Source organism: Kitasatospora sp. NPDC058184, assembly GCF_042883725.1.
Taxonomy (GTDB): domain Bacteria; phylum Actinomycetota; class Actinomycetes; order Streptomycetales; family Streptomycetaceae; genus Kitasatospora.
Window position 1 is genome coordinate 257,827 of sequence record NZ_JBHVVE010000007.1, and the last position, 19,915, is coordinate 277,741.

At 74.4% G+C, this 19,915-nt stretch carries 12 protein-coding genes and 1 pseudogene; 8 read left to right on the forward strand and 5 right to left on the reverse strand.

Features of this window, described 5'->3' with window-relative positions:
• Both ACFVXH_RS16115 and ACFVXH_RS16120 read right to left on the reverse strand, forming a co-directional pair.
• Positions 1 to 921, reverse strand: a 921-nt coding sequence (locus ACFVXH_RS16115) for a C40 family peptidase (protein ID WP_387823968.1), incomplete at its 3' end; no start/stop codon positions are given.
• Positions 922 to 1,113: 192 nt separating this feature from the next.
• A complete protein-coding gene (locus tag ACFVXH_RS16120) occupies positions 1,114 to 2,364 on the reverse strand; it encodes a cytochrome P450 (RefSeq protein WP_387823971.1) in 1,251 nt (416 codons plus the stop codon).
• Between the two features lie 499 nt (positions 2,365 to 2,863).
• On the opposite strand from ACFVXH_RS16120, the gene ACFVXH_RS16125 reads away from it, so the two are divergent.
• From ACFVXH_RS16125 to ACFVXH_RS16160, 8 genes are all read left to right on the forward strand, one after another.
• Complete coding sequence (locus ACFVXH_RS16125) at positions 2,864 to 4,843, forward strand: HelD family protein (protein WP_387824263.1); 1,980 nt, start codon at positions 2,864 to 2,866, stop codon at positions 4,841 to 4,843.
• 200 nt (positions 4,844 to 5,043) lie between these two features.
• The gene (locus ACFVXH_RS16130) at positions 5,044 to 6,756 is read left to right on the forward strand and encodes an acyclic terpene utilization AtuA family protein (protein WP_387823974.1); all 1,713 of its coding nucleotides are present in this window, start codon (positions 5,044 to 5,046) and stop codon (positions 6,754 to 6,756) included.
• A complete protein-coding gene (locus tag ACFVXH_RS16135; RefSeq protein WP_049650431.1) occupies positions 6,753 to 8,351 on the forward strand; it encodes an acyl-CoA carboxylase subunit beta in 1,599 nt (532 codons plus the stop codon). The genes ACFVXH_RS16130 and ACFVXH_RS16135 overlap by 4 nt, the downstream gene beginning before the upstream one ends.
• A gap of 13 nt (positions 8,352 to 8,364) precedes the next feature.
• Positions 8,365 to 10,305, forward strand: coding sequence for an acetyl/propionyl/methylcrotonyl-CoA carboxylase subunit alpha (locus tag ACFVXH_RS16140; protein WP_387823977.1), 1,941 nt, complete (start codon positions 8,365 to 8,367; stop codon positions 10,303 to 10,305).
• A gap of 13 nt (positions 10,306 to 10,318) precedes the next feature.
• The gene (locus ACFVXH_RS16145; protein ID WP_049659699.1) at positions 10,319 to 11,488 is read left to right on the forward strand and encodes an acyl-CoA dehydrogenase family protein; all 1,170 of its coding nucleotides are present in this window, start codon (positions 10,319 to 10,321) and stop codon (positions 11,486 to 11,488) included.
• A 393-nt stretch (positions 11,489 to 11,881) separates the two neighbouring features.
• Positions 11,882 to 13,480, forward strand: a complete 1,599-nt coding sequence (locus ACFVXH_RS16150; protein WP_387823980.1) for a 4-coumarate--CoA ligase family protein — start codon at positions 11,882 to 11,884, stop codon at positions 13,478 to 13,480.
• A 113-nt stretch (positions 13,481 to 13,593) separates the two neighbouring features.
• On the forward strand, positions 13,594 to 14,214 hold the full coding sequence (locus ACFVXH_RS16155; protein WP_049655195.1) for a TetR/AcrR family transcriptional regulator: 621 nt from the start codon (positions 13,594 to 13,596) through the stop codon (positions 14,212 to 14,214).
• Between the two features lie 149 nt (positions 14,215 to 14,363).
• A complete protein-coding gene (locus tag ACFVXH_RS16160) occupies positions 14,364 to 16,841 on the forward strand; it encodes a SpoIIE family protein phosphatase (protein ID WP_074003730.1) in 2,478 nt (825 codons plus the stop codon).
• A 76-nt stretch (positions 16,842 to 16,917) separates the two neighbouring features.
• Here the strand turns inward: ACFVXH_RS16160 and ACFVXH_RS16165 are convergent, their stop codons facing one another.
• From ACFVXH_RS16165 to ACFVXH_RS16175, 3 genes and pseudogenes are all read right to left on the reverse strand, one after another.
• Positions 16,918 to 18,501: an MFS transporter gene (locus ACFVXH_RS16165; RefSeq protein ID WP_380739562.1), complete on the reverse strand. Its 1,584-nt coding sequence runs from the start codon at positions 18,499 to 18,501 to the stop codon at positions 16,918 to 16,920.
• 107 nt (positions 18,502 to 18,608) lie between these two features.
• A pseudogene (locus tag ACFVXH_RS16170) lies at positions 18,609 to 19,145 on the reverse strand (TetR/AcrR family transcriptional regulator); the annotation flags it as partial.
• Between the two features lie 164 nt (positions 19,146 to 19,309).
• A complete protein-coding gene (locus ACFVXH_RS16175; RefSeq protein ID WP_053112231.1) occupies positions 19,310 to 19,702 on the reverse strand; it encodes a cell division protein SepF in 393 nt (130 codons plus the stop codon).
• Positions 19,703 to 19,915: the final 213 nt, after the last annotated feature.

Consider the following 19,915-nt stretch of genomic DNA (forward strand, 5'->3'; position numbering starts at 1 on the left):
GTCGGGGATGGTCGTGCCGTTGTTGTCCTTGGCCGTGTCGTTGCCCCAGCGGGAGAGGTAGAACGCGGACACCCACTGGCCGCCGGGGCCGGAGTCCGGGTCGGTCTTCAGCCACCAGTGGTTGAAGGCGCTGCCGTTGGAGACCTCGCGGCCCCAGGCCTTGCAGTAGACGTAGTTGGTGCCCTGGTACAGCGTCCCGGTGCTGGTGGTGGAGGTCGGGGAGCCGTACACCGGCGCGTTGGCGAGGGTGTCCACCCAGTACTGGCCGCTGTTCGACGGGGGCGTGGTCGGCGGCGGGGTGGTGGAGCCGGGGCCGTACAGCCGGATGGCGCCGTAGTAGTCGCCGTGCGAGGAGAGCGCCGCCACCTGGACGTAGCCGCCGGAGTAGGGGGCCTCGACTATCCAGCCCTGCCCGAGGTACATCGCGACGTGGTGGATGGTGGAGGCGGTGTTGCCGAAGTACACCAGGTCGCCGGGGAGCAGCGGTGCGGTCCCGTCCGCCCGGTAGTAGCGGGCGACGGCGCGGGAGGTCGGCCACTGGGTCCGGGTGGTGCCGTTGATGACGTCGTCGCCGACCGCCAGGTCGTAGGCGTAGCGGACCATGCCGGAGCAGTCCAGGCCGCGGACGTTGCAGTCGTTGGGGGCGCCGTTGGCGGGGTCGCAGAGGCCGTACGTCGGGCCGGGCTGCGAGCCGTGGCCGCCGCCCCACGAGTACGGGGTGCCGATCAGCCCGCAGGCGGAGCGGACGGCGGCGGTCGCCTGCGGCGCCGCACCGGTGGAGAGCACCCCGCAGGCGGGCGCCGCCTCGGCCGCCCCGGCACCGGCGAAGAACACTCCGACCGACACCAGCAGCGACAGCAGGGCCGCCCACCGCAGCGGGGCGACCAGCCACCGCGACAGAACGTTTACGCGCGTAGTCATGGTCGCGAATACTTCCGGAGCCGCTGACTCCGGGTCAATGGTCCTGTCCCCCATACCTCCTGTGGTCCGCACACTTGCCGGTGTGCAGGTCACGGGCACGACTACCGGCAACAAGGGGGCAGCCCGGCGCGGACGTGCCGCAGCGGCCGCCGGGCCGGGCTGCTCGCCCCCGGGTGGCACCGGGGCGGGCCGTCACACCCCGGCGGCCAGGGCGGGCGTCGGGACGACCCAGAGCTCGGCGGGGCCGTTGATGATGGCGGACTCCAGCCGGGGCGGCGTCGGACGGGACGGGTCCAGGGCGCTGTCGGGGTAGGCGCCGAACAGGCCCTCCAGGGCCACCTCGGTCTCCAGCCGGGCGAGGGGCGCGCCGAGGCAGAAGTGCGGGCCGTAGCCGAAGGCCAGGTGCTCCTTGTCGGGGCGCGTCGGGTCGAAGTCGTCCGGCCGCTCCGGGTGGACCTCCGGGTCCCGGCCGGCCGCGCCGAAGCCGAGCAGGATCGGCTCGCCCCGCCGGATGACCACGCCCTCGCCCAGGTCGACGTCCTCCAGGGGGTAGCGGAGCGGGAGGTGCATCGCCGGGCTCTCGTAGCGCAGGGTCTCCTCGACGACGGCTTCCCAGCCGAGGGTGCCCGCGCGGACCTCGGCCAGGTGGCGGGGGTGGGCGAGGAGGGCCTGGACGGCGCTGGTGATGAGGTTGACCGCGGTCTCGTACCCGGCGCCGAGCATCAGGAAGAGGATGTCGCGGGACTCCTCCTCGCTGCGGCCGGTCCCGTCGCCGGTGTCGACGGCGGCCACGTCGCTGGCGAGGTCCGGGCCGGGGTCGCGCCGCTTGAGCGCCAGCAGCTCGGTCAGCACCACGTTGATCTCCGCGCGGGAGCGCGTCATCTGCTCGTTCGTGGCCGTCGTCGTCAGCAGGGTGTCCATCGCCGTGCCGATGGGCGGCCGCATGTCGGCGGGGACGCCGAAGAGGTCGCAGATCACCGTCATGGTCAGCGGGCGCGAGAGGGCGTGGCGCAGGTCCACGGCCTCGCCGGGGCCGAGCGTACGGAACGCGCCGACCAGGTCGGCGGTGGTCTTCTCGATGCCGGGCCGCAGCGCGGACACCCGGCGGGGCGCGAACGAGGGCGCCATCCGGCGCCGGGCCGAGCGGTGTTCGCCGCCGTAGAGGTTGAAGAAGTTCTGCTGGAACGCGATCGGCCCCATCGGCCAGCCCTCGGGCACCGAGGCCAGCCCGGGCCAGTGCCTGCGCGGGTCGCGGGAGATCCGCGGATCGCCGGTGAGGGCGCGGATCACCGAGCTGCGGGTCACGGACCAGGCGATGATGCCGCCGGGGAGTTCGACCCGCACGGCGGGTCCGGCGGAGCGGAGCTCGGCGTTCTGTCGGTGCGGGTCCCGGGCGGTCATGTCCAGCACCGGGCAGCGGCTGACGTCTGGATCTGGAGCCATGGTGTTGCTCCTCGGGATCTCTCGGGGTGCCCCGGGCGGGCCGTGCCGGGGCACGGTCCACCGTCTCCGGGGCCTGTGCTCCGTTGTAGAGGGGTACGGCGCGGCCGTCAACGGGGCCGCGGCCCGTCCGTGGCGTTCGGCGCCGGTCGCCGCGCCGGGTCTTTCCCCTTTTCCCGGGTGCGGCACGACATCACCGGCGCCCGGGGCGGGCCCGCCCATAAGGCATACGGGCATCGGGAACGCAAATCGGCGATATGCGGAACGGCGGAATGCGTAATGCGCCGTACGGTCGGCCGTCCTGGAATCGGCGGTAAGGCCATGGCTTCACCAGGTAAGTCAAGACTTACCTTCGGGGGGCTTTGACCGTATGGTGTGGCTCGAATCGAAGGAGTCCCCCGTGTCGAATACGAATGATCCCGTTGTGCGCGCGGTTGCGTCGGAGCGCAATTATGTGTCCTCCCTGTATGAATTCCTCACCGAGCGGCTTTCCGAGGCGCGAATGCACCGGGCGGGTCTGCTGAAGGCCCCGGCGGAAAGCGCCGGTGAGGCGTACGAGAGGGAAATCGCCGCCGATCGGTTGGGCAAGGAAATTGGCCGGCTGGAGGGCGCCGAAAAGGGTCTGGTATTCGGGCGGATCGACTGGGCGGACGGCACGGCCCTGCGCATCGGGCGGATCGGGCTGCACCGGGAGGAGGACGACCTGCCCCTACTCGTGGACTGGCGTGCGAACGCGGCGCGGCCGTTCTACGAGGCGACGCCGGTCCACCCGATGGGCCTGCGGCGGCGCCGGCACCTGCGCCTGGAGGAGCGCACGGTCGTCTCGGTGAGCGACGAGCTGCTGGACGGCAGCGCCCCGACCGAGGAGGACGTCGTGGGGGACGGCCCGCTGACCGAGGCGCTGTCGGCCCGGCGCACGGGCCGGATGGAGGCGGCCGTCGCCACGCTGCAGGCCGAGCAGGACGAGGTGGTCCGCTCCGCCCACCGCGGGGTGACCGTGGTGCAGGGCGGGCCGGGCACCGGAAAGACGGTGGTCGCCCTGCACCGGGCGGCCTACGTCCTGTACGCGTTCCCGCGCGCCGCGGAGGAGGGCGTCCTGGTGGTGGGCCCGAACGCCCGGTTCCTCGACTACATCTCCCAGGTCCTCCCCTCGCTCGGCGAGAACGACGTCGTCCTGGCGACCTGCCGGGAGCTGGCCGGAGTGTCGCCGGCCGCGGCGGACCGGTTCGACACGGCGCGGCTCAAGGGCGGCGCCGAGCTCGCCGACGCCCTGGCCGGCCTGCTGCGCGCCTACCAGGCCCCCGCCGGCGACTTCACCGTGCGGGTCGGGCGGGAGCCGGTCCACCTGTCCGCCGAGGAGGTCGCCACGGCACGCGACGCCGCCGCGGCGGCCGTACCGGGGCACAACCCCGCGCGCCAGGTGTTCAAGGAACTCCTGGTCGACGCCGTCACCGACGCGATGCAACGGGACATGGGCGACGTCCTGGAGCAGATCGACGCCGACACCGTCGCGATGACGGGCCTGGACCTCGACCGGTTCACGGGGGCCGGCCGGCACCGCGGCGAGGGCGCGGCCGACACGGGTCCGGCGCACGAGCTGGACCTGGACGCCCTCCGGGCCGATCTCCTCGCCGACGCCGGCCTCGACCGGGCGGTCGAGGCGCTGTGGCCGCGGCTGGCACCCGGCGACCTCGTGCGGGCGCTGCTGACGGACGCCGACGCCCTCGCGGAGCAGCTGCCCCGGCTGACCGCGCCGGAGCGGTCCCTGCTGCTGCGCGGTCCGGACGCCCCGTGGACCGACGCCGACGTGCCGCTGCTGGACGAGGCGGCGAGCCTGGTCGACGGCCCTCCGGAGCGGACGTACGGGCACGTGGTCGTCGACGAGGCGCAGGAACTGACCGCCATGCAGTGGCGGATGATCGTCCGCCGCTGCCCGGCGCGGGCGATGACGCTGGTCGGCGACTTCGCCCAGGCGGGCCCGGTCGCGACGGCACGTGACTGGAAGGAGGCGCTGGCCCCCCACGTCGGACCGCGGTTCAGGCTCCACGACCTGACCGTCAGCTACCGCACCACGCAGGAGATCCTGGAGAGCGTCCGGGGCCTGCTCGCGCGGATCGCCCCGGAGCAGAAGCCCACCCGGTCGCTGCGCGGCGGTGAGAGCCCCCGCACCGTGACCACGCCCCCGGGCGGGTTGGCCACCGCCGTCCTCCGGGAACTCCGGGCCCAGAGCGCCGCGCACCCGGGCGAGCTGCTGGGAGTGGTCTGCGCGGACACCAGGGTGGGCGAGCTGACGGCCCGGGGCATCGCCCACCATGCGCGCGTCGTGCCGGCCTCCGAGGCGCGCGGCCTGGAGTTCGACGGGGTCCTCGTCGTGGACCCGGAGGAGATCACTGCGGCCCGCCCCGGCGGGGAGCGGGACCTGTACGTGGCCCTGACCAGGGCCACCAAGCGCCTCTGCACGATCACCGTCCAGCCCGCCTGACGCGCCCCGGCGCCCGCGCCCGCGCCGTCGCCGCGGGCGCGCCCGGCGCGGGACGGACACCGGGGCGCGGCGTGGGCGGGGGACACCGGATCGCAGAAAACAAGCAAGCGTGATTGCTTTTTTCTGCGGGCGGTGCCACGCTGCTGGCGGTGGCGCCCGTCGAAGGGTGCGCCCAACTCACCGGCAGGGGAGGCGCATTGGTGCGCGACGGCGCGGTACTGCGGATCGGCAACGCCTCGGGGTTCTACGGGGACCGCTTCGCCGCGGTGCGGGAGATGCTCACCGGCGGGCCGCTGGACGTGCTCACCGGGGACTACCTGGCCGAGCTGACCATGCTGATCCTCGCCCGGGACCGGTTGAAGGACCCGTCGCTGGGCTACGCCCGGACCTTCCTGCGCCAGATGGAGGAGTGCCTCGGCCTGGCCCGCGAGCGCGACGTGAAGATCGTGGTCAACGCGGGCGGCCTCAACCCGGCCCGGCTCGCCGAGGAGCTGCGCGCGCTGGCCCGGCGGCTCGGCGTCGAGGCGGCCGTCGCCCACGTCGAGGGCGACGACCTGCTCCCGCGCCGGGCCGAACTCGGCCTGCCGGAGGGCCTGTTGGCCGCCAACGCCTACCTCGGCGGGTTCGGCATCGCCGCCTGCCTGAACGGCGGCGCCGACGTGGTGGTGACCGGCCGGGTGACGGACGCGGCGCTGGTCGTCGGCCCCGGGATCGCCCGCTTCGGCTGGACCCCGGAGGACCTGGACGCCCTGGCCGGCGCCGTGGTGGCCGGACACGTCCTGGAGTGCGGCGCCCAGGCGACCGGCGGCAACTACGCCTTCTTCCACGAGCACGACGTGACCCGCCCCGGCTTCCCGCTGGCCGAACTGCGCGCCGACGGCTCCAGTGTGATCACCAAGCACCTGGGCACCGGCGGCGCCGTCACCACCGGCACCGTCACCGCCCAACTCCTGTACGAGACCGGCGGACCGCGCTACCTCGGCCCGGACGTCACGGCCCGGCTGGACACCGTGCGGCTCACCGAGGAGGGGCCGGACCGGGTCCGGATCGACGGCGTGCGCGGCGAGGCCCCGCCGCCCACCCTGAAGGCGGGCCTCAACCGGCTCGGCGGCCACCTCAACGAGGTGGTGTACGTCCTCACCGGCCTGGACATCGAGGCCAAGGCCGCCCTGGTGCGGCGGCAGTTCGCCGACGCCCTGCCGCCCGCCGCCCGCCCCGCCGAACTGCGCTGGACCCTCGTCCGCACCGACCACCCGGACGCCGCCACCGAGGAGACCGCCTCCGCGCTGCTGCGGCTGACCGCCCGGGACCAGGACCCGGCCAAGGTCGGGCGCCAACTAGGCAAGGCCGCCGTCGAATCGGGGCTGTCCGGGTACCCGGGCTTCCACCTCACCGCCCCGCCCGGACCGGGCACGCCGTACGGGGTGTTCAGCGCCGTGTCCGTCGACCCGAAGGCCGTCGAGCACACCGCCGTCCTGCCGGACGGCCGCCGGATCGCCGTCCCGCCGGCGCCCGTCACCGGCTACGCGGCCCAACCCGACCGGCCCGAAGCCGAGTTGCCCGAACCGCTCCCCGAGGGCCCGACCCGGCGGGCCCCGCTCGGCCTGGTGGCCGGCGCCCGCAGCGGCGACAAGGGCGGGGACGCCAACCTCGGCGTCTGGGCCCGCTCCGAGGACGGCTGGCGCTGGCTGGCGCACGTCCTCACCGTGGAGAAGCTGCGCGAACTCCTGCCCGAGACCGAGGAGTTGACCGTCACCCGGCGCCTGCTGCCGAACCTGCGGGCGGTCAACTTCACCCTCACCGGCCTGCTCGGCGAGGGCGTCGCCGCCCGGCACCGCTTCGACCCGCAGGCCAAGGCCCTCGGGGAGTGGCTGCGCGCCCGCCACCTCGACATCCCGGAGGTCCTGCTGTGACCGTCCTGCCCACCCGCGTCGACCCGGCCGGGCCCGAGTACGCCGGGCACCGCGCCGCGATGGTCGCCAAGCTCGCCGAGCTCGACGCCGAGCACGCCAAGGCGCTGGCGGGCGGCGGCCCCCGGTACGTGGAGCGCCACCGCGGGCGCGGCAAGCTGCTGGCCCGCGAGCGGATCGAGCTGCTGGTCGACCCGGACTCCCCGTTCCTGGAGCTGTCCCCGCTGGCCGCCTGGGGGAGCGACTACCCGGTGGGCGCGGCCCTGGTCACCGGTATCGGGGTGGTCGAGGGCGTCGAGTGCGTGATCACCGCCAACGACCCGACGGTGCGCGGCGGCGCCAGCAACCCCTGGACCCTGCGCAAGGCCCTGCGGGCCAACGAGATCGCGCTGGAGAACCGCCTCCCGCTGGTCAACCTGGTCGAGTCCGGCGGCGCCGACCTGCCCAGCCAGAAGGAGATCTTCATCCCCGGCGGCGCCCTGTTCCGCGACCTCACCCGGCTCTCCGCCGCCGGAATCCCCACCGTGGCCGTGGTGTTCGGCAACTCGACGGCCGGCGGCGCCTACGTGCCCGGCATGTCCGACCACACCGTGCTGGTCAAGGAGCGCGCCAAGGTCTTCCTCGGCGGCCCGCCGCTGGTGCGGATGGCCACCGGCGAGGAGGCCGACGACGAGTCGCTCGGCGGCGCCGAGATGCACGCCCGGGTCTCCGGGCTGGCCGACCACGTCGCGGCGGACGAGGCGGACGCGCTGCGGATCGCCCGCCGGATCGTCGCCCGGCTCGACCACCGCAAGCCCGGCCCCGGCCCGGACCGGGGCGCCGAGCCGCCCAGGTACGACGAGGAGGAGCTGCTGGGCATCGTCCCGGGCGACCTCAAGGTGCCCTTCGACCCGCGCGAGGTGATCGCCCGGATCGTCGACGGCTCCGACTTCGACGAGTTCAAGCCGCTCTACGGCACCAGCCTGGCCACCGGCTGGGCCCGCCTGCACGGCTACCCGGTCGGCGTCCTGGCCAACGCCCAGGGCGTGCTGTTCAGCCAGGAGTCCCAGAAGGCCGCCCAGTTCATCCAGCTGGCGAACCGGCGGAACACCCCGCTGCTGTTCCTGCACAACACCACCGGCTACATGGTCGGCAAGGACTACGAGCAGGGCGGCATCATCAAGCACGGCGCGATGATGATCAACGCCGTCGCCAACTCCACCGTCCCGCACCTGTCCGTGCTGATGGGCGCCTCCTACGGGGCCGGCCACTACGGCATGTGCGGCCGGGCGTACGAACCGCGCTTCCTCTTCTCCTGGCCGAGCGCCAAGTCCGCCGTGATGGGCCCGCAGCAGCTCGCCGGGGTGCTGTCGATCGTCGCCCGGCAGTCGGCCGCGGCGAAGGGCCGGCCGTACGACGAGGACGCTGACGCGGCGATCCGGGCGATGGTCGAGCAGCAGATCGAGGCCGAGTCCCTGCCGGTGTTCCTGTCCGGCCGGCTCTACGACGACGGCGTCATCGACCCGCGTGACACCCGTACGGTGCTCGGCCTCTGCCTGTCCGCGATCCACAACGCCCCGGTCGAGGGCGCGCGTGGCTACGGCGTCTTCCGGATGTGAGGGACCCCAGACGATGATCACCAACCTGCTGGTCGCCAACCGGGGCGAGATCGCCCGCCGGGTCTTCCGGACCTGCCGGGAGCTCGGCATCGCGACCACCGCCGTCCACTCCGACCCGGACGCCGGCGCCCCGCACGTGCGCGAGGCCGACGCCGCCGTCCGGCTGCCCGGCGCCGCGCCCGCCGACACCTACCTCCGCGCCGACCTGCTCGTCCGCGCCGCGCTCGCCGCCGGGGCCGACGCCGTCCACCCCGGGTACGGATTCCTCTCCGAGAACGCCGACTTCGCGCGGGCCGTGCTGGACGCGGGCCTGGTCTGGGTCGGCCCGCCGCCCGCCGCGATCGCCGCGATGGGCTCCAAGACCGCCGCCAAACGGCTGATGGCCGAGGCCGGGGTGCCGGTGCTGGGCGCGCTCACCGAGCCCGCCGAGGCCGACCTGCCGCTGCTGGTCAAGGCCGCGGCGGGCGGCGGCGGGCGCGGCATGCGGGTCGTCCGGAGCCTGGCCGACCTCCCCGGCGAACTGGCCGCCGCCCGCGCGGAGGCGGCCAAGGCCTTCGGCTCGGACGAGGTGTTCTGCGAGCGCTACCTGCCCGCCGGGCGGCACGTCGAGGTCCAGCTGCTGGCCGACGCCCACGGCACCGTCTGGGCGGTCGGCGACCGGGACTGCTCGCTGCAGCGGCGGCACCAGAAGGTGATCGAGGAGGCCCCGGCCCCCGGCCTGCCGCCGGAGGTCCGCGCCGAGCTGCACGCGGCGGCCCGCGCCGCGGCCCGGGCGATCGGCTACACGGGCGCCGGCACCGCCGAGTTCCTGCTCGCCGGGGACGGCCGGTTCTTCTTCCTGGAGATGAACACCCGCCTCCAGGTCGAACACCCGGTCACCGAGGCCGTCACCGGCCTGGACCTGGTGGCCCTGCAACTCGCCGTCGCCGAGGGCGCCGAGCTGCCGCCCGGCCCCCCGGCCCCCGGCGGCCACGCGATCGAGGCCCGGCTCTACGCCGAGGACCCGGCCAAGGACTGGCAGCCGGCCACCGGCACCCTGCACCGGTTCGAACTGACGCTCCCGTACCAGGAGTTCACCTGCGTCGAAGCGGGCTCCGGCACCGGCCTCCGGCTGGACTCCGGCGTGGAGTCCGGCAGCGAGATCACCCCGCACTACGACGCGATGCTCGCCAAGGTGATCGCCTGGGGGCCCACCCGCGCGGCCGCCGCCCGCCGGCTCGCCGACGCGCTCGCCCGCGCCCGCGTCCACGGCCCGGCCACCAACCGGGAGCTGCTGGTCCGGGCGCTGCGCCACCCAGCCTTCCTGGCCGCGGACCTGCACACCGGCTTCCTGGCCGAGCACGCGGCCGACCTCACCGCCCCGGACACCAAGGGCGTCGACCGCGCCGCGCTGGCCGCCGCCCTCGCCGACGCCGCCGGCCGCCGCGGCGCGCTGCCCTCCGGCTGGCGCAACCTGCCCTCCCAGCCGCAGCTCAAGCGCTACCGGGCCGAGGACGGCACCGAGGCGGCCGTCCGCTACCGGCACACCCGCACCGGCCTGCTGGCCGAGGACCACCCGGACGTCGAGCTCGTCGAGGCCGCGCCGGACCGGGTCGTGCTGTCCGAGGGCGGGCTGCGCCGCACCTACCGCGTCGCCCGGTACGGCGACCGGGTGCACGTCGACACCCCGGCCGGCGGCACCGCGCTCACCGCCCTGCCGCGCTTCCCCGAACCCGTCGTCCGCACCGACCCCGGCGCGCTGCTCGCCCCGATGCCCGGCACCGTCGTCCGGGTCGCCGCCGCCGTCGGGGACACCGTCACCGCCGGCCGGCCGCTGCTGGTGCTGGAGGCGATGAAGATGGAGCACCGCGTCGTCGCCCCGGTCGACGGCACCCTCGTCGAACTGCGCGCCACCCCCGGCCGGCAGGTCGAAACCGGCACCCTGCTGGCCGTCGTCCGGCCCACCGAAGCCTGAGGAAGGACCCCGCATGTCCATCGGCAGTCAGCTCCTGGAGACCCCCGAACGCCAGACCCTGCGCCGGGCCGTCGGCGACCTCGGCCGCCGTTACGGCTCCGCCTACTACCTCGCCAAGGCCCGGGCCGGCGAGCCCGCCGACGAACTGTGGGCGGAGGCCGGCAAGGCCGGCTACCTCGGCGTCAACCTGCCCGCCGAGTACGGCGGCGGGGGCGGCGGCATCACCGACCTCGCCATCGTCCTGGAGGAGCTCGGCGCCGCCGGCTGCCCGCTGCTGATGCTGATCGTCTCCCCGGCGATCTGCGGCACCGTGATCGCCCGCTACGGCACCGCGGAGCAGCAGCGGCGCTGGCTGCCCGGCCTGGCCGACGGCAGCCGCAGGATGGCCTTCGGCATCACCGAACCGGACGCCGGCTCGAACTCGCACCGGATATCCACCGTCGCCCGCCGGGACGGCGAGGACTGGCTGCTGACCGGCCGCAAGGTCTTCGTCTCCGGCATCGACCACTCCGACGCGGTGCTGTTCGTGGCCCGCACCGAGGACGCACGGACCGGGAAGCTGAAGCCCTGCCTGTTCGTCGTCCCGCGCGACACCCCCGGCTTCGAGTACCGGGCGATCCCGATGGAACTCGTCGCCCCGGAGAAGCAGTTCCAGGTCTTCCTGGACGACGTCCGGCTGCCCGCCGACGCCCTGGTCGGCGACGAGAACGCGGGCCTGCTCCAGCTGTTCGCCGGTCTCAACCCCGAGCGCGTCCTCACCGCCGCCTTCTCGCTCGGCCTCGCCCGCCAGGCCCTCGGCAAGGCCGTCGAGTACGCGAAGACCCGCACCGTCTGGTCCACCCCGATCGGTGCCCACCAGGGCCTGGCCCACCCGCTGGCCCAGTGCGCGGTGGAGATCGAACTGGCCCGGCTGATGACCCAGAAGGCCGGCCTGCTCTACGACGCGGGCGAGGACCTCGCCGCCGGGGAGGCCGCCAACATGGCCAAGTACGCGGCGGGGGAGGCCGCCGCCCGGACGGTGGACCAGGCGGTGCAGACCCTCGGCGGCAACGGCCTGACCCAGGAGTACGGGCTGGGCGCGCTGCTGACCGCCACCCGGGTCGGCCGGGTCGCCCCGGTCAGCCGCGAGATGGTGCTCAACTACGTCGCCCAGCACACCCTCGGGCTGCCGAAGTCGTACTGAGCGGCCGCCGCCGGTGGTCCTGAGCGGCCGCCGCCGTACCCGCCACCCCGGTCGGCCACCCGTTCGGTGTCGCCCGCCAGGGTGGTGCCGGCGCAGGCCTTGACGTAGCCTTCGCCGCCGGGCGCGGCCGGCGCGGCAGGAGCGGGACGGGGCCGGACAGGGGCCCCACAGCGGGGAGTTCCGCGGGCGGGGCCGCTCCCGGAGGCGGGCGGCCGTGGTGCGCGCCCTCCGGTCGGGCGCCCCCCGGGAGCGACCGTGCCACGGATGGTCCATTACGGGTTCCCCACAATGGCCGAGCCAGGCCCCCTACTGTCCGTATGCTCCTGAACGCGCCCCGCACGGAACTGCTAGCCGGTTTTGTTGCTACGTCAACTTCCATACTGGAGGCCCACCTTGGTGTTCCGAAGCGAGTTCCCCGACGTTGCCGTGGTCGACCTGCCGATCCACGAGGCGGTGCTCGGCGCCGCGGCGAAGCACGGCGACCGCCCGGCCCTGATCGACGGCGTCACCGGCGAGACCACCAGCTACGCCCAACTCGCCGACGCCGTCGAGCGGGTGGCCGCCGGACTGGCCGAGACAGGCGTCCGCCGCGGCGACGTCGTCGCCCTCTTCAGCCCCAACTCGACCGCCTACCCGATGGCCTACTACGGCGCGACCAGGGCCGGCGCCACCGTCACCACCGTCTCGTCCTTCGCCACCCCCGCCGACCTCGCCGGCCAGCTGCGCGACAGCGGCGCCCGCTGGCTCGTCACCGTCTCCCGCTTCCTGCCGACCGCCCGTGCGGCCGCCGAACTCCTCGCCGAACAGGGCCGCCCGCTGGCCGAGACCGTCGTCCTGGACGGCGCCGAGGGCCACCGCTCGCTCGCCGACCTGCTGGCCGCCACCGGCCCCGCCCCCGAGGTCGCCATCGACCCGGGCGAGGACATCGCCGTGCTGCCCTACTCCAGCGGCACCACCGGCCTGCCCAAGGGCGTGATGCTCACCCACCGCTCGATCGCCACCAACCTCTCCCAGTGCGACGCCCTCTACCGCCCCGCCGAGGGCGAACGGGTCCTCGCCGTCCTGCCGTTCTTCCACATCTACGGACTGGCCGCGCTGCTCAACCAGCCGCTGCGCTGCGGCGCCACCGTGGTCGTGCTGCCCCGCTTCGACCTGGAGCAGTTCTGCCGCACCGTCCAGGAGCACCGGGTGCAGGCCCTGGTGGTGGCCCCGCCGATCGCCCTCGCGCTGGCCCGGCACCCCGTCGTCGAGCAGTACGACCTCTCCTCGGTCGAGTACCTGCTGTGCGCCGCCGCCCCGCTCGACCACGAACTCGCCGACGCCTGCGCCCGGCGCCTGGGCCTGCCGCACCTGCTCCAGGGCTACGGCATGACCGAGCTCTCCCCGGTCACCCACGTCGTCTCCCCGCGCGAGGGCGACCCCTCGCCCGGCTCGGTCGGCCGGATGGTCCCCTCCACCGAGCTGCGGATCACCGCCCTGGACGGCTCCGACGGCGACCTCGGGCCCGGCGAGCCCGGCGAGCTGCTGATCCGCGGCCCGCAGGTGATGAAGGGCTACTTCGGCCGCCCCTCCGAGACCGCCGCGGTGGTCGACGCCGAGGGGTGGCTGCACACCGGCGACGTCGGCTTCGTGGACGAACGCGGCTACCTGTACATCGTCGACCGGGTCAAGGAGCTGATCAAGTACAAGGGCTACCAGGTCGCCCCCGCCGAACTGGAGGCCGTCCTGCTCGGCCACCCGCAGATCACCGACGCCGCCGTGATCGGCGTCCCGGACGCCGAGGGCACCGAGTGCCCCAAGGCCTTCGTGGTCCGCGCCCCGGGCAGCACCCTGACCGCCGAGGAGGTCACCGGGTACGTCGCCGGACAGGTCGCCCCGTACAAGAAGGTCCGCCTGGTGGAGTTCGTCGACACCGTCCCCAAGTCCGCGGCCGGCAAGATCCTGCGCCGCGAACTGCGCGCCCGCGAGGCCGGGCGCGCCGCCGCCCGCTGACCGGCCGGGGCCGCCCCGGCGGCCGGGGACCGGGGCGCGTCTGTGAGGATCGTCCCGCCGCGCCCCGACCGGCACCCGCCGCGCCCCGACCGGAACAGGAACCGCCCGCCGCCATGACCAGCCACCCCGCCGCCCGCACCCCGCAGCAGGACCGCAGCCGAGCGACCAGGGCCCGGCTGCTCGCGGCGGCCGTGGACTGCCTGGCCGAGCTCGGCTGGCACGGCTCCACCGTCACCGTCGTCGCCGAACGGGCCGGGGTCTCCCGGGGCGCGGCCCAGCACCACTTCCCGACCCGCGAGGACCTCTTCACCGCGGCCGTCGAGCACGTCACCGCCGAGCGGCTGGCAGCCGTCCGCGCCCACGCGGACGAGCTGCCGACCGCCGGCCCCGACCGCACCGGGGCCGTGGTCGACATGATCGTGCGGCTCTACACCGGCCCGCTGTTCCGCGCCGCCCTGCACCTGTGGACCGCCGCCGCCACCGAGGAGGCGCTGCGCGAGCGGATCATCGCCCTGGAGGGCCACGTCGGCCGGGAGGCCCACCGGGCCGCCGTCGAGTTCCTGGACGCCGACGAGAGCCGCCCCGGGGTGCGCGAATCCGTGCAGGCCACGCTGGACCTCGCCCGCGGACTGGGCCTCGCCAACCTGCTCACCGACGACAGCCACCGACGTTCCGGCGTGATCCGGCAGTGGGCGGGCGTTCTGGAGAGTACGCTGCGGCCGGTACGCCCATGACGCCCGTACACCCGGAGCGACCGGACGCCCCCTGACCAAAGGGGTCGCCGGGCGGCCGATGTCCGTGCAGTCTGGAGAAGAATCCCGGCCGGCACCGACCGCGAGGCCCACCCGGCCGGGCACGAGCCGAACCGGGGTGCTGCCTGATCATGCACGGACACGAGTGGGACGCGACCGCCGCCGACCCGGCACCGGGCCGTGCCCCGGTACGTCCCGAGGGCGCGAACCCCGAAGGCCACCGGCTCGTCCCGCTCGCGACGGCGCTGCTCCAGGACGACGGACTGATCCTGCACTGGAGCGAGGACGCCGAGGCCCTGCTCGGCTACTCCGCCGAGGAGGCCGTCGGCAGCTACGCCGCCCAGCTGCTCACCGACGGGTCCGACCGCTCCGAGGTGCTCGGCCTCTTCCAGCGGATCATGACCGGCAGCGGCTGGTCCGGCGTCTTCCCGGTGCGCCACCGCGACGGCCACAAGGTCGAGCTGGAGTTCCGCACCTACCCGATAGCCGGCCCGGCCGGCACCCTGCTGCTGCTCGCCACCGCCTCCGACACCCGCGCCCTGCACGCCGTCGAGGCCGACCTCGCGGTCCTGGACGGCATCTTCGGCCGCTCGCCGATCGGCATGGCCGTCTACGACACCGGACTGCGCTACATCCGGATCAACGAGGCACTCGCCCGGATGAACGGGGTGCCCGTCGCCGCCCACCTCGGCCGCCGGATATCCGCCGTCCTGCCCGGCATCAACAGCGCCGAGATCGAGCAGATCATGCGCCAGGTGCTCAAGACCGGCAAGCCCGTCGTCGACGCCCGCTCGCACGGCCGGGTCCCCGGCGACCCCCGGCGGGACCGCGCCTGGTCCGCCTCCTACTTCCGGCTCGAGGACTCCACCGGCCGGATCTTCGGGGTCTGTTCCTCGATCATCGACGTCACCGAGCGCTTCCAGGCCGAGGCCCGCGCCGCCCGGGCCCAGGAACGGCTCGCCACCATCGCCGAGGCGACCGCCCGGATCGGCACCACCCTCGACCTCCAGCGCACCGCCGAGGAACTGATCGAGGCCGTCGTCCCCCGGTTCGCCGACTTCGCCACCGTCGACCTGCTGGAGCCGGTGCTGCGCGGCGCCGAGCCCACCGCGATCCCCTCCGACCGGAACGTCACGCTCCGCGCCGTCGCCGTCGGGGAGTCCTACGAGAGCGGCCTCGCGCACGCCGTGGACGTGGTCGGCGAGACCTCCGAGTACGCCCCCGACCGCAGCTACACCCAGTGCCTGCGCGCCGGGAAGCCGCTGCTGCGCACCCACGTGGACGAGGACGTGCTGCGCGGGCTGGTCTCCAGCGAGGACCGGGTGGCCCCCGGGATGGCGGCGGGCATCCACTCGTACCTGATGGTGCCGATCACCGCCCGGGGCATGGTGCTCGGCGGCTCCGAGTTCATCCGGATGCGCAACCCCGAGCCGTTCACCGCCGCCGACGTCGCCCTCGCCGAGGAACTGGTCGCCCGCACCGCGCTGGCCCTCGACAACGCCCGGCTCTACCGCCGCGAGCGGGAGACCGCCCTCACCCTCCAGCGCAGCCTGCTGCCGCAGGAGGTGCACCGCACCCTCGGCCTGGAGATCGCCTACCGCTACCTGCCCAGCAGCGTGGTCAGCGAGGTCGGCGGCGACTGGTTCGACGTGGTGCCGCTGTCCTGCGGGAGAGTCGCCCTGGTGGTCGGCGACGTGATGGGCCACGGCATCCGGGCCGCCGCCACGATGGGCCAGCTGCGCACCGTCGCCCGGACCCTCGCCACCCTCGACATGCCGCCGGAGCAGGTCCTCACCCGGCTGGACGAGACCGCCTCGGGAATCGGCGAGGGCCAGTTCGCCACCTGCATCTGCGCGGTGTACGACCCGCTGGAGCGCACCGTCCAGGTCGCCTCGGCCGGGCACCTGCCGCCGGTCCGGGTCGCCCCCGACGGCACCGCCGCCAGGGTGGACGTGCCGCCCGGGGTGCCGCTGGGCGTCGGCGGGGTGGCCTTCGAGTCGATCGAGTTCACCATCCCCGAGGGCGGCATGGTCACGCTCTACACCGACGGCCTGGTCGAGCGGCGCGGCGAGGACCTGGACACCGGGATCGACCGGCTCGCCAGCACCCTCTCCGGCCCCGGCCGGACCCTGGAGGAGAACTGCGACGCCGTCCTCGCGGCGCTGGTCACCGACGGCACCGAGGACGACATCGCGATGATCATGGCCCGGGTGCTGCCGCTGCCCGCCGACCGGGTCGCCACCCTGCCGCTGTCCGGCGGCGGCCGGCTGCCCGGCAGGGCCCGCCGCTTCACCCGCGCCACCCTGGAGGCCTGGGGCCTGGCCGCGCTCACCGACTACGCCGAACTGCTGGTCAGCGAGCTGGTCACGAACGCCCTGCTGCACGCCGACGCCCCGCGCCGGCTGCGGCTGTTCCGCGACCGGGTGCTCACCCTGGAGGTCGCCGACGCCGGCGGCCAGACCCCGCAGCTGCGCCCGTTCGCCGAGCAGGACGAGGGCGGGCGCGGGATGTTCCTGGTCAGCGAGCTGGCCCAGCGCTGGGGCAGCCGGCTCACCCGGGACGGCAAGGTGGTCTGGGCCGAGCTGGAGCTGCCGTTCGGGGTCTCGTAGGTCCCGTAAGGAACGGTGGTTCCGTACACGAGAACGGCCGTTCCCCCCGGGGGGAACGGCCGTTCTCGGTGCGCTGTTACGCCTTGACGCTCGGCTGCGCGGCCGACACGTCGACGGCGCCCTCCGGGCCGGTCCCGGCGCCCGTCTCCGCCCCGGCCGTCGGCTCGGACAGCCCGCGCAGCAGCCGCCAGGCCATCACGGCCGCGCCGACCAGCAGCGCGGCGGCCAGCAGCCCGGCGCTGTTCATGCCGTGGACGAAGGACTCCCGGGCGCTCGCCAGCAGCGGCTGGGCGAGCTCCGGGGACAGGCCCTGCGCCGTCTCGACGGCCGAGCCCAGCGATTCGCCCGCCCGGGCGGCGGCCGCCGGGTCCGTCCCGGCCGGGACCGCCAGCCCGTTCGCGTAGATCGAGCCGACCACCGAGCCCACCAGCGCGATGCCGAGCGCGGTGCCCAGCTCGTACGCCGTCTCCGAGACCGCCGAGGCGGCGCCGGCCTTGTCGGCGGGCGCGGCGTTCAGCACCAGGTCGGCGCCGAGCGTGTAGACCACGCCCTCGGCCGTCCCGACCAGCAGGAAGGAGGCGGCCAGCAGCAGGTAGGTGGTGTCCTGCTCCAGCCAGCCGAGCGCGCCCACGCCCAGACCCATCGCCAGCAGACAGGCCGTCAGCGCCTTGCGGGCACCGTAGCGGCGGGCGATCAGGGCGGTCAGCAGGCCGCCGACCACCGATCCCGCGAAGGCCGGCAGCTCGGCCAGGCCCGCCTGGAGCGGCTGGTAGCCGCGGACCAGCTGGAGGTACTGCGAGACCACGAAGATCACGCCGGAGAGCCCGATCAGGGAGATCAGCGAGGCCGACACGGCCGCGGTGAACCGCCGGTCGCGGAACAGTCGGACGTCGAGCAGCGGGGTCTCCAGCCGCAGCTGGCGGCGGACGAACACGAACAGCGCGGCGGTGCCCAGGACGAAGGCGACCGGCACGTCCCAGCGGTCCACGCCGTGCGCGGCGGCCTCCTTGACCGCGTACACCGCGCCGATCACGCCGGCCATCGACAGGACGACGCTCAGCACGTCCCAGCGGCCCGGCTTCGGGTCCTTGGACTCCGGCAGCAGCCAGGCTCCGAACACCAGCAGCAGGATCAGCACCGGGATGTTCAGCAGGAACACCGAACCCCACCAGAAGTGCTCCAGCAGCACCCCGCCGACCACCGGCCCGAGGGCGGCCCCGGCGGTGGCGGCCGCACCCCAGATGCCGATCGCGGTGGCCCGCTCCCGGTCGTCCGGGAAGAGGCCGCGGATCAGCGAGAGCGTGGAGGGCATGATCGTCGCCCCGGCCACGCCGAGCAGGGCGCGGGCCACGATCAGCCAGCCGGCGCTCGGCGCGTAGGCGGCCAGCAGCGAGGCGGCGCCGAACGCGGCGGAGCCGGCCAGCAGCAGCTTCTTGCGGCCGATCCGGTCGCTCAGGGCGCCCATGCTGACCAGCAGGCCGGCCAGCACGAAGGAGTAGGAGTCGCCGATCCAGAGCAGCTGGGTGCCGCTGGGGCGCAGCGTCTCGCTGATGGACGGGATGGCGAGGGAGAGGACGGTCGCGTCCAGGGCGACCACGGTCACGGCCAGGACGAGGACGGCGAGGCCGGTCCAGCGCTGGCGGGCGGTCAGGGTGTTCATGGTGTATCGGTGTCCGGCCTGTGGTCGGCGGTGCTGTGGATGGGAGTGTTGCGGTCGGCGGTGCCGACGTTGGCGGCGGCGGGGACGGGCGTCCGCGCGTCCGGTCTGCGCAGCGCGCCGCCGAGGAACAGCTCGGCGAGCGAGAAGGCGGCGTCGCGCGGGGCGAGCCGGCCGTCCTGGATGGACCAGCCGACGCCGGCCACCAGGTCGAAGAAGGCCTCGCTCAGCCAGGCGGCGCTCAGCTCGATGCGGAACACGCCCTGCTGCTGGCCGCGCAGGAAGAGCGCGTGCAGCCGGGCGATCTGGACCTCCCAGAGGTCGTTGATGTCGTCGTTCTCGTAGAGCTGGTTCTCTCCGGCCAGGAAGGCGCAGAGCATGGCGTCCGGCACGGAGGCGTCCACCAGGCGGCGCAGCGCGGCCTCGGCGTCGCCCTCTTCGACCTCGGCGGTGTCCAGCGCGGCGGCGAACCGGCGCAGCCCGAGCAGGCCGACCTCGCGGATCAGCGCGTCGCGCCCCGGGAAGAGCCGGTGCAGCGTGGCGCGGCTGATGCCGGCGGCGCGCGCGATCTCGTCCAGGTGGGCGGTCGGGCGGCGGGAGAGCACGCCGACGGCGGCTTCGAGGACGGTGTCGCGGTCGGTGGCCATGGACCGAGTCTAGTTCATATGAGACACCGATGTCTCATTCTTTTGTTCGAGCTCTCAGGTGAGGCGCAGACCCTCGGCACTCGGACAGCAAAAAACCGGGGACGGTGGGTGTACCGTCCCCGGTTCCGGGGTGCCTGTGCGGTGAGCCCTCGCGGGGCGGCGGCTCAGCTCTGGTTGTAGAAGCCGGTGTCGTCCATCGGGCGGTCGATCACCATGACCTCGACGTCGGCCGGGGTGAGCAGGAAGACCCTCCGGGCGATCCGCTCGATGCCGCCCCGGGTGCCGAAGATCAGCCCGGAGGCGAAGTCGACCATGCGCTTGGCCTCGGCCTCCGACATCTCGGTGAGGTCCATGACCACCGGGATGCTCGCCCGGATGTGCTCACCGACCGTCCGGGCCGCCTCGAAGCCCGTCGGCCGCAGGGAGACGATCTTCGTGGGCGCGGGGGCGGCCGGAACCGTCTCCTGATCGACCCACTCGTCGTCGTACACCGCGGCCGGGTAGTTCCCCGAGGGCATCAGCCACCCGTTGTGGTGCTCGTCGCGAAGTGCTCCCATGCCGCGCCTCCCTGCCTCGTCCCGTCCTGGTCCCCCGGGGGTGCGTGCCGTTCTTGACACGTCATCCACTCGTCGGAACTGTCCGAGTATCGCACTGTTCACCGGTCCCGTGCCCGCTCGCAACCCCCGTACGAGTCGTGCCGCGCCGGAAACCCGGGCGAACCCGGGCACTCCCACTGACGCGGCGCAGCGCCGTACGGTTGCGCGCGTTGA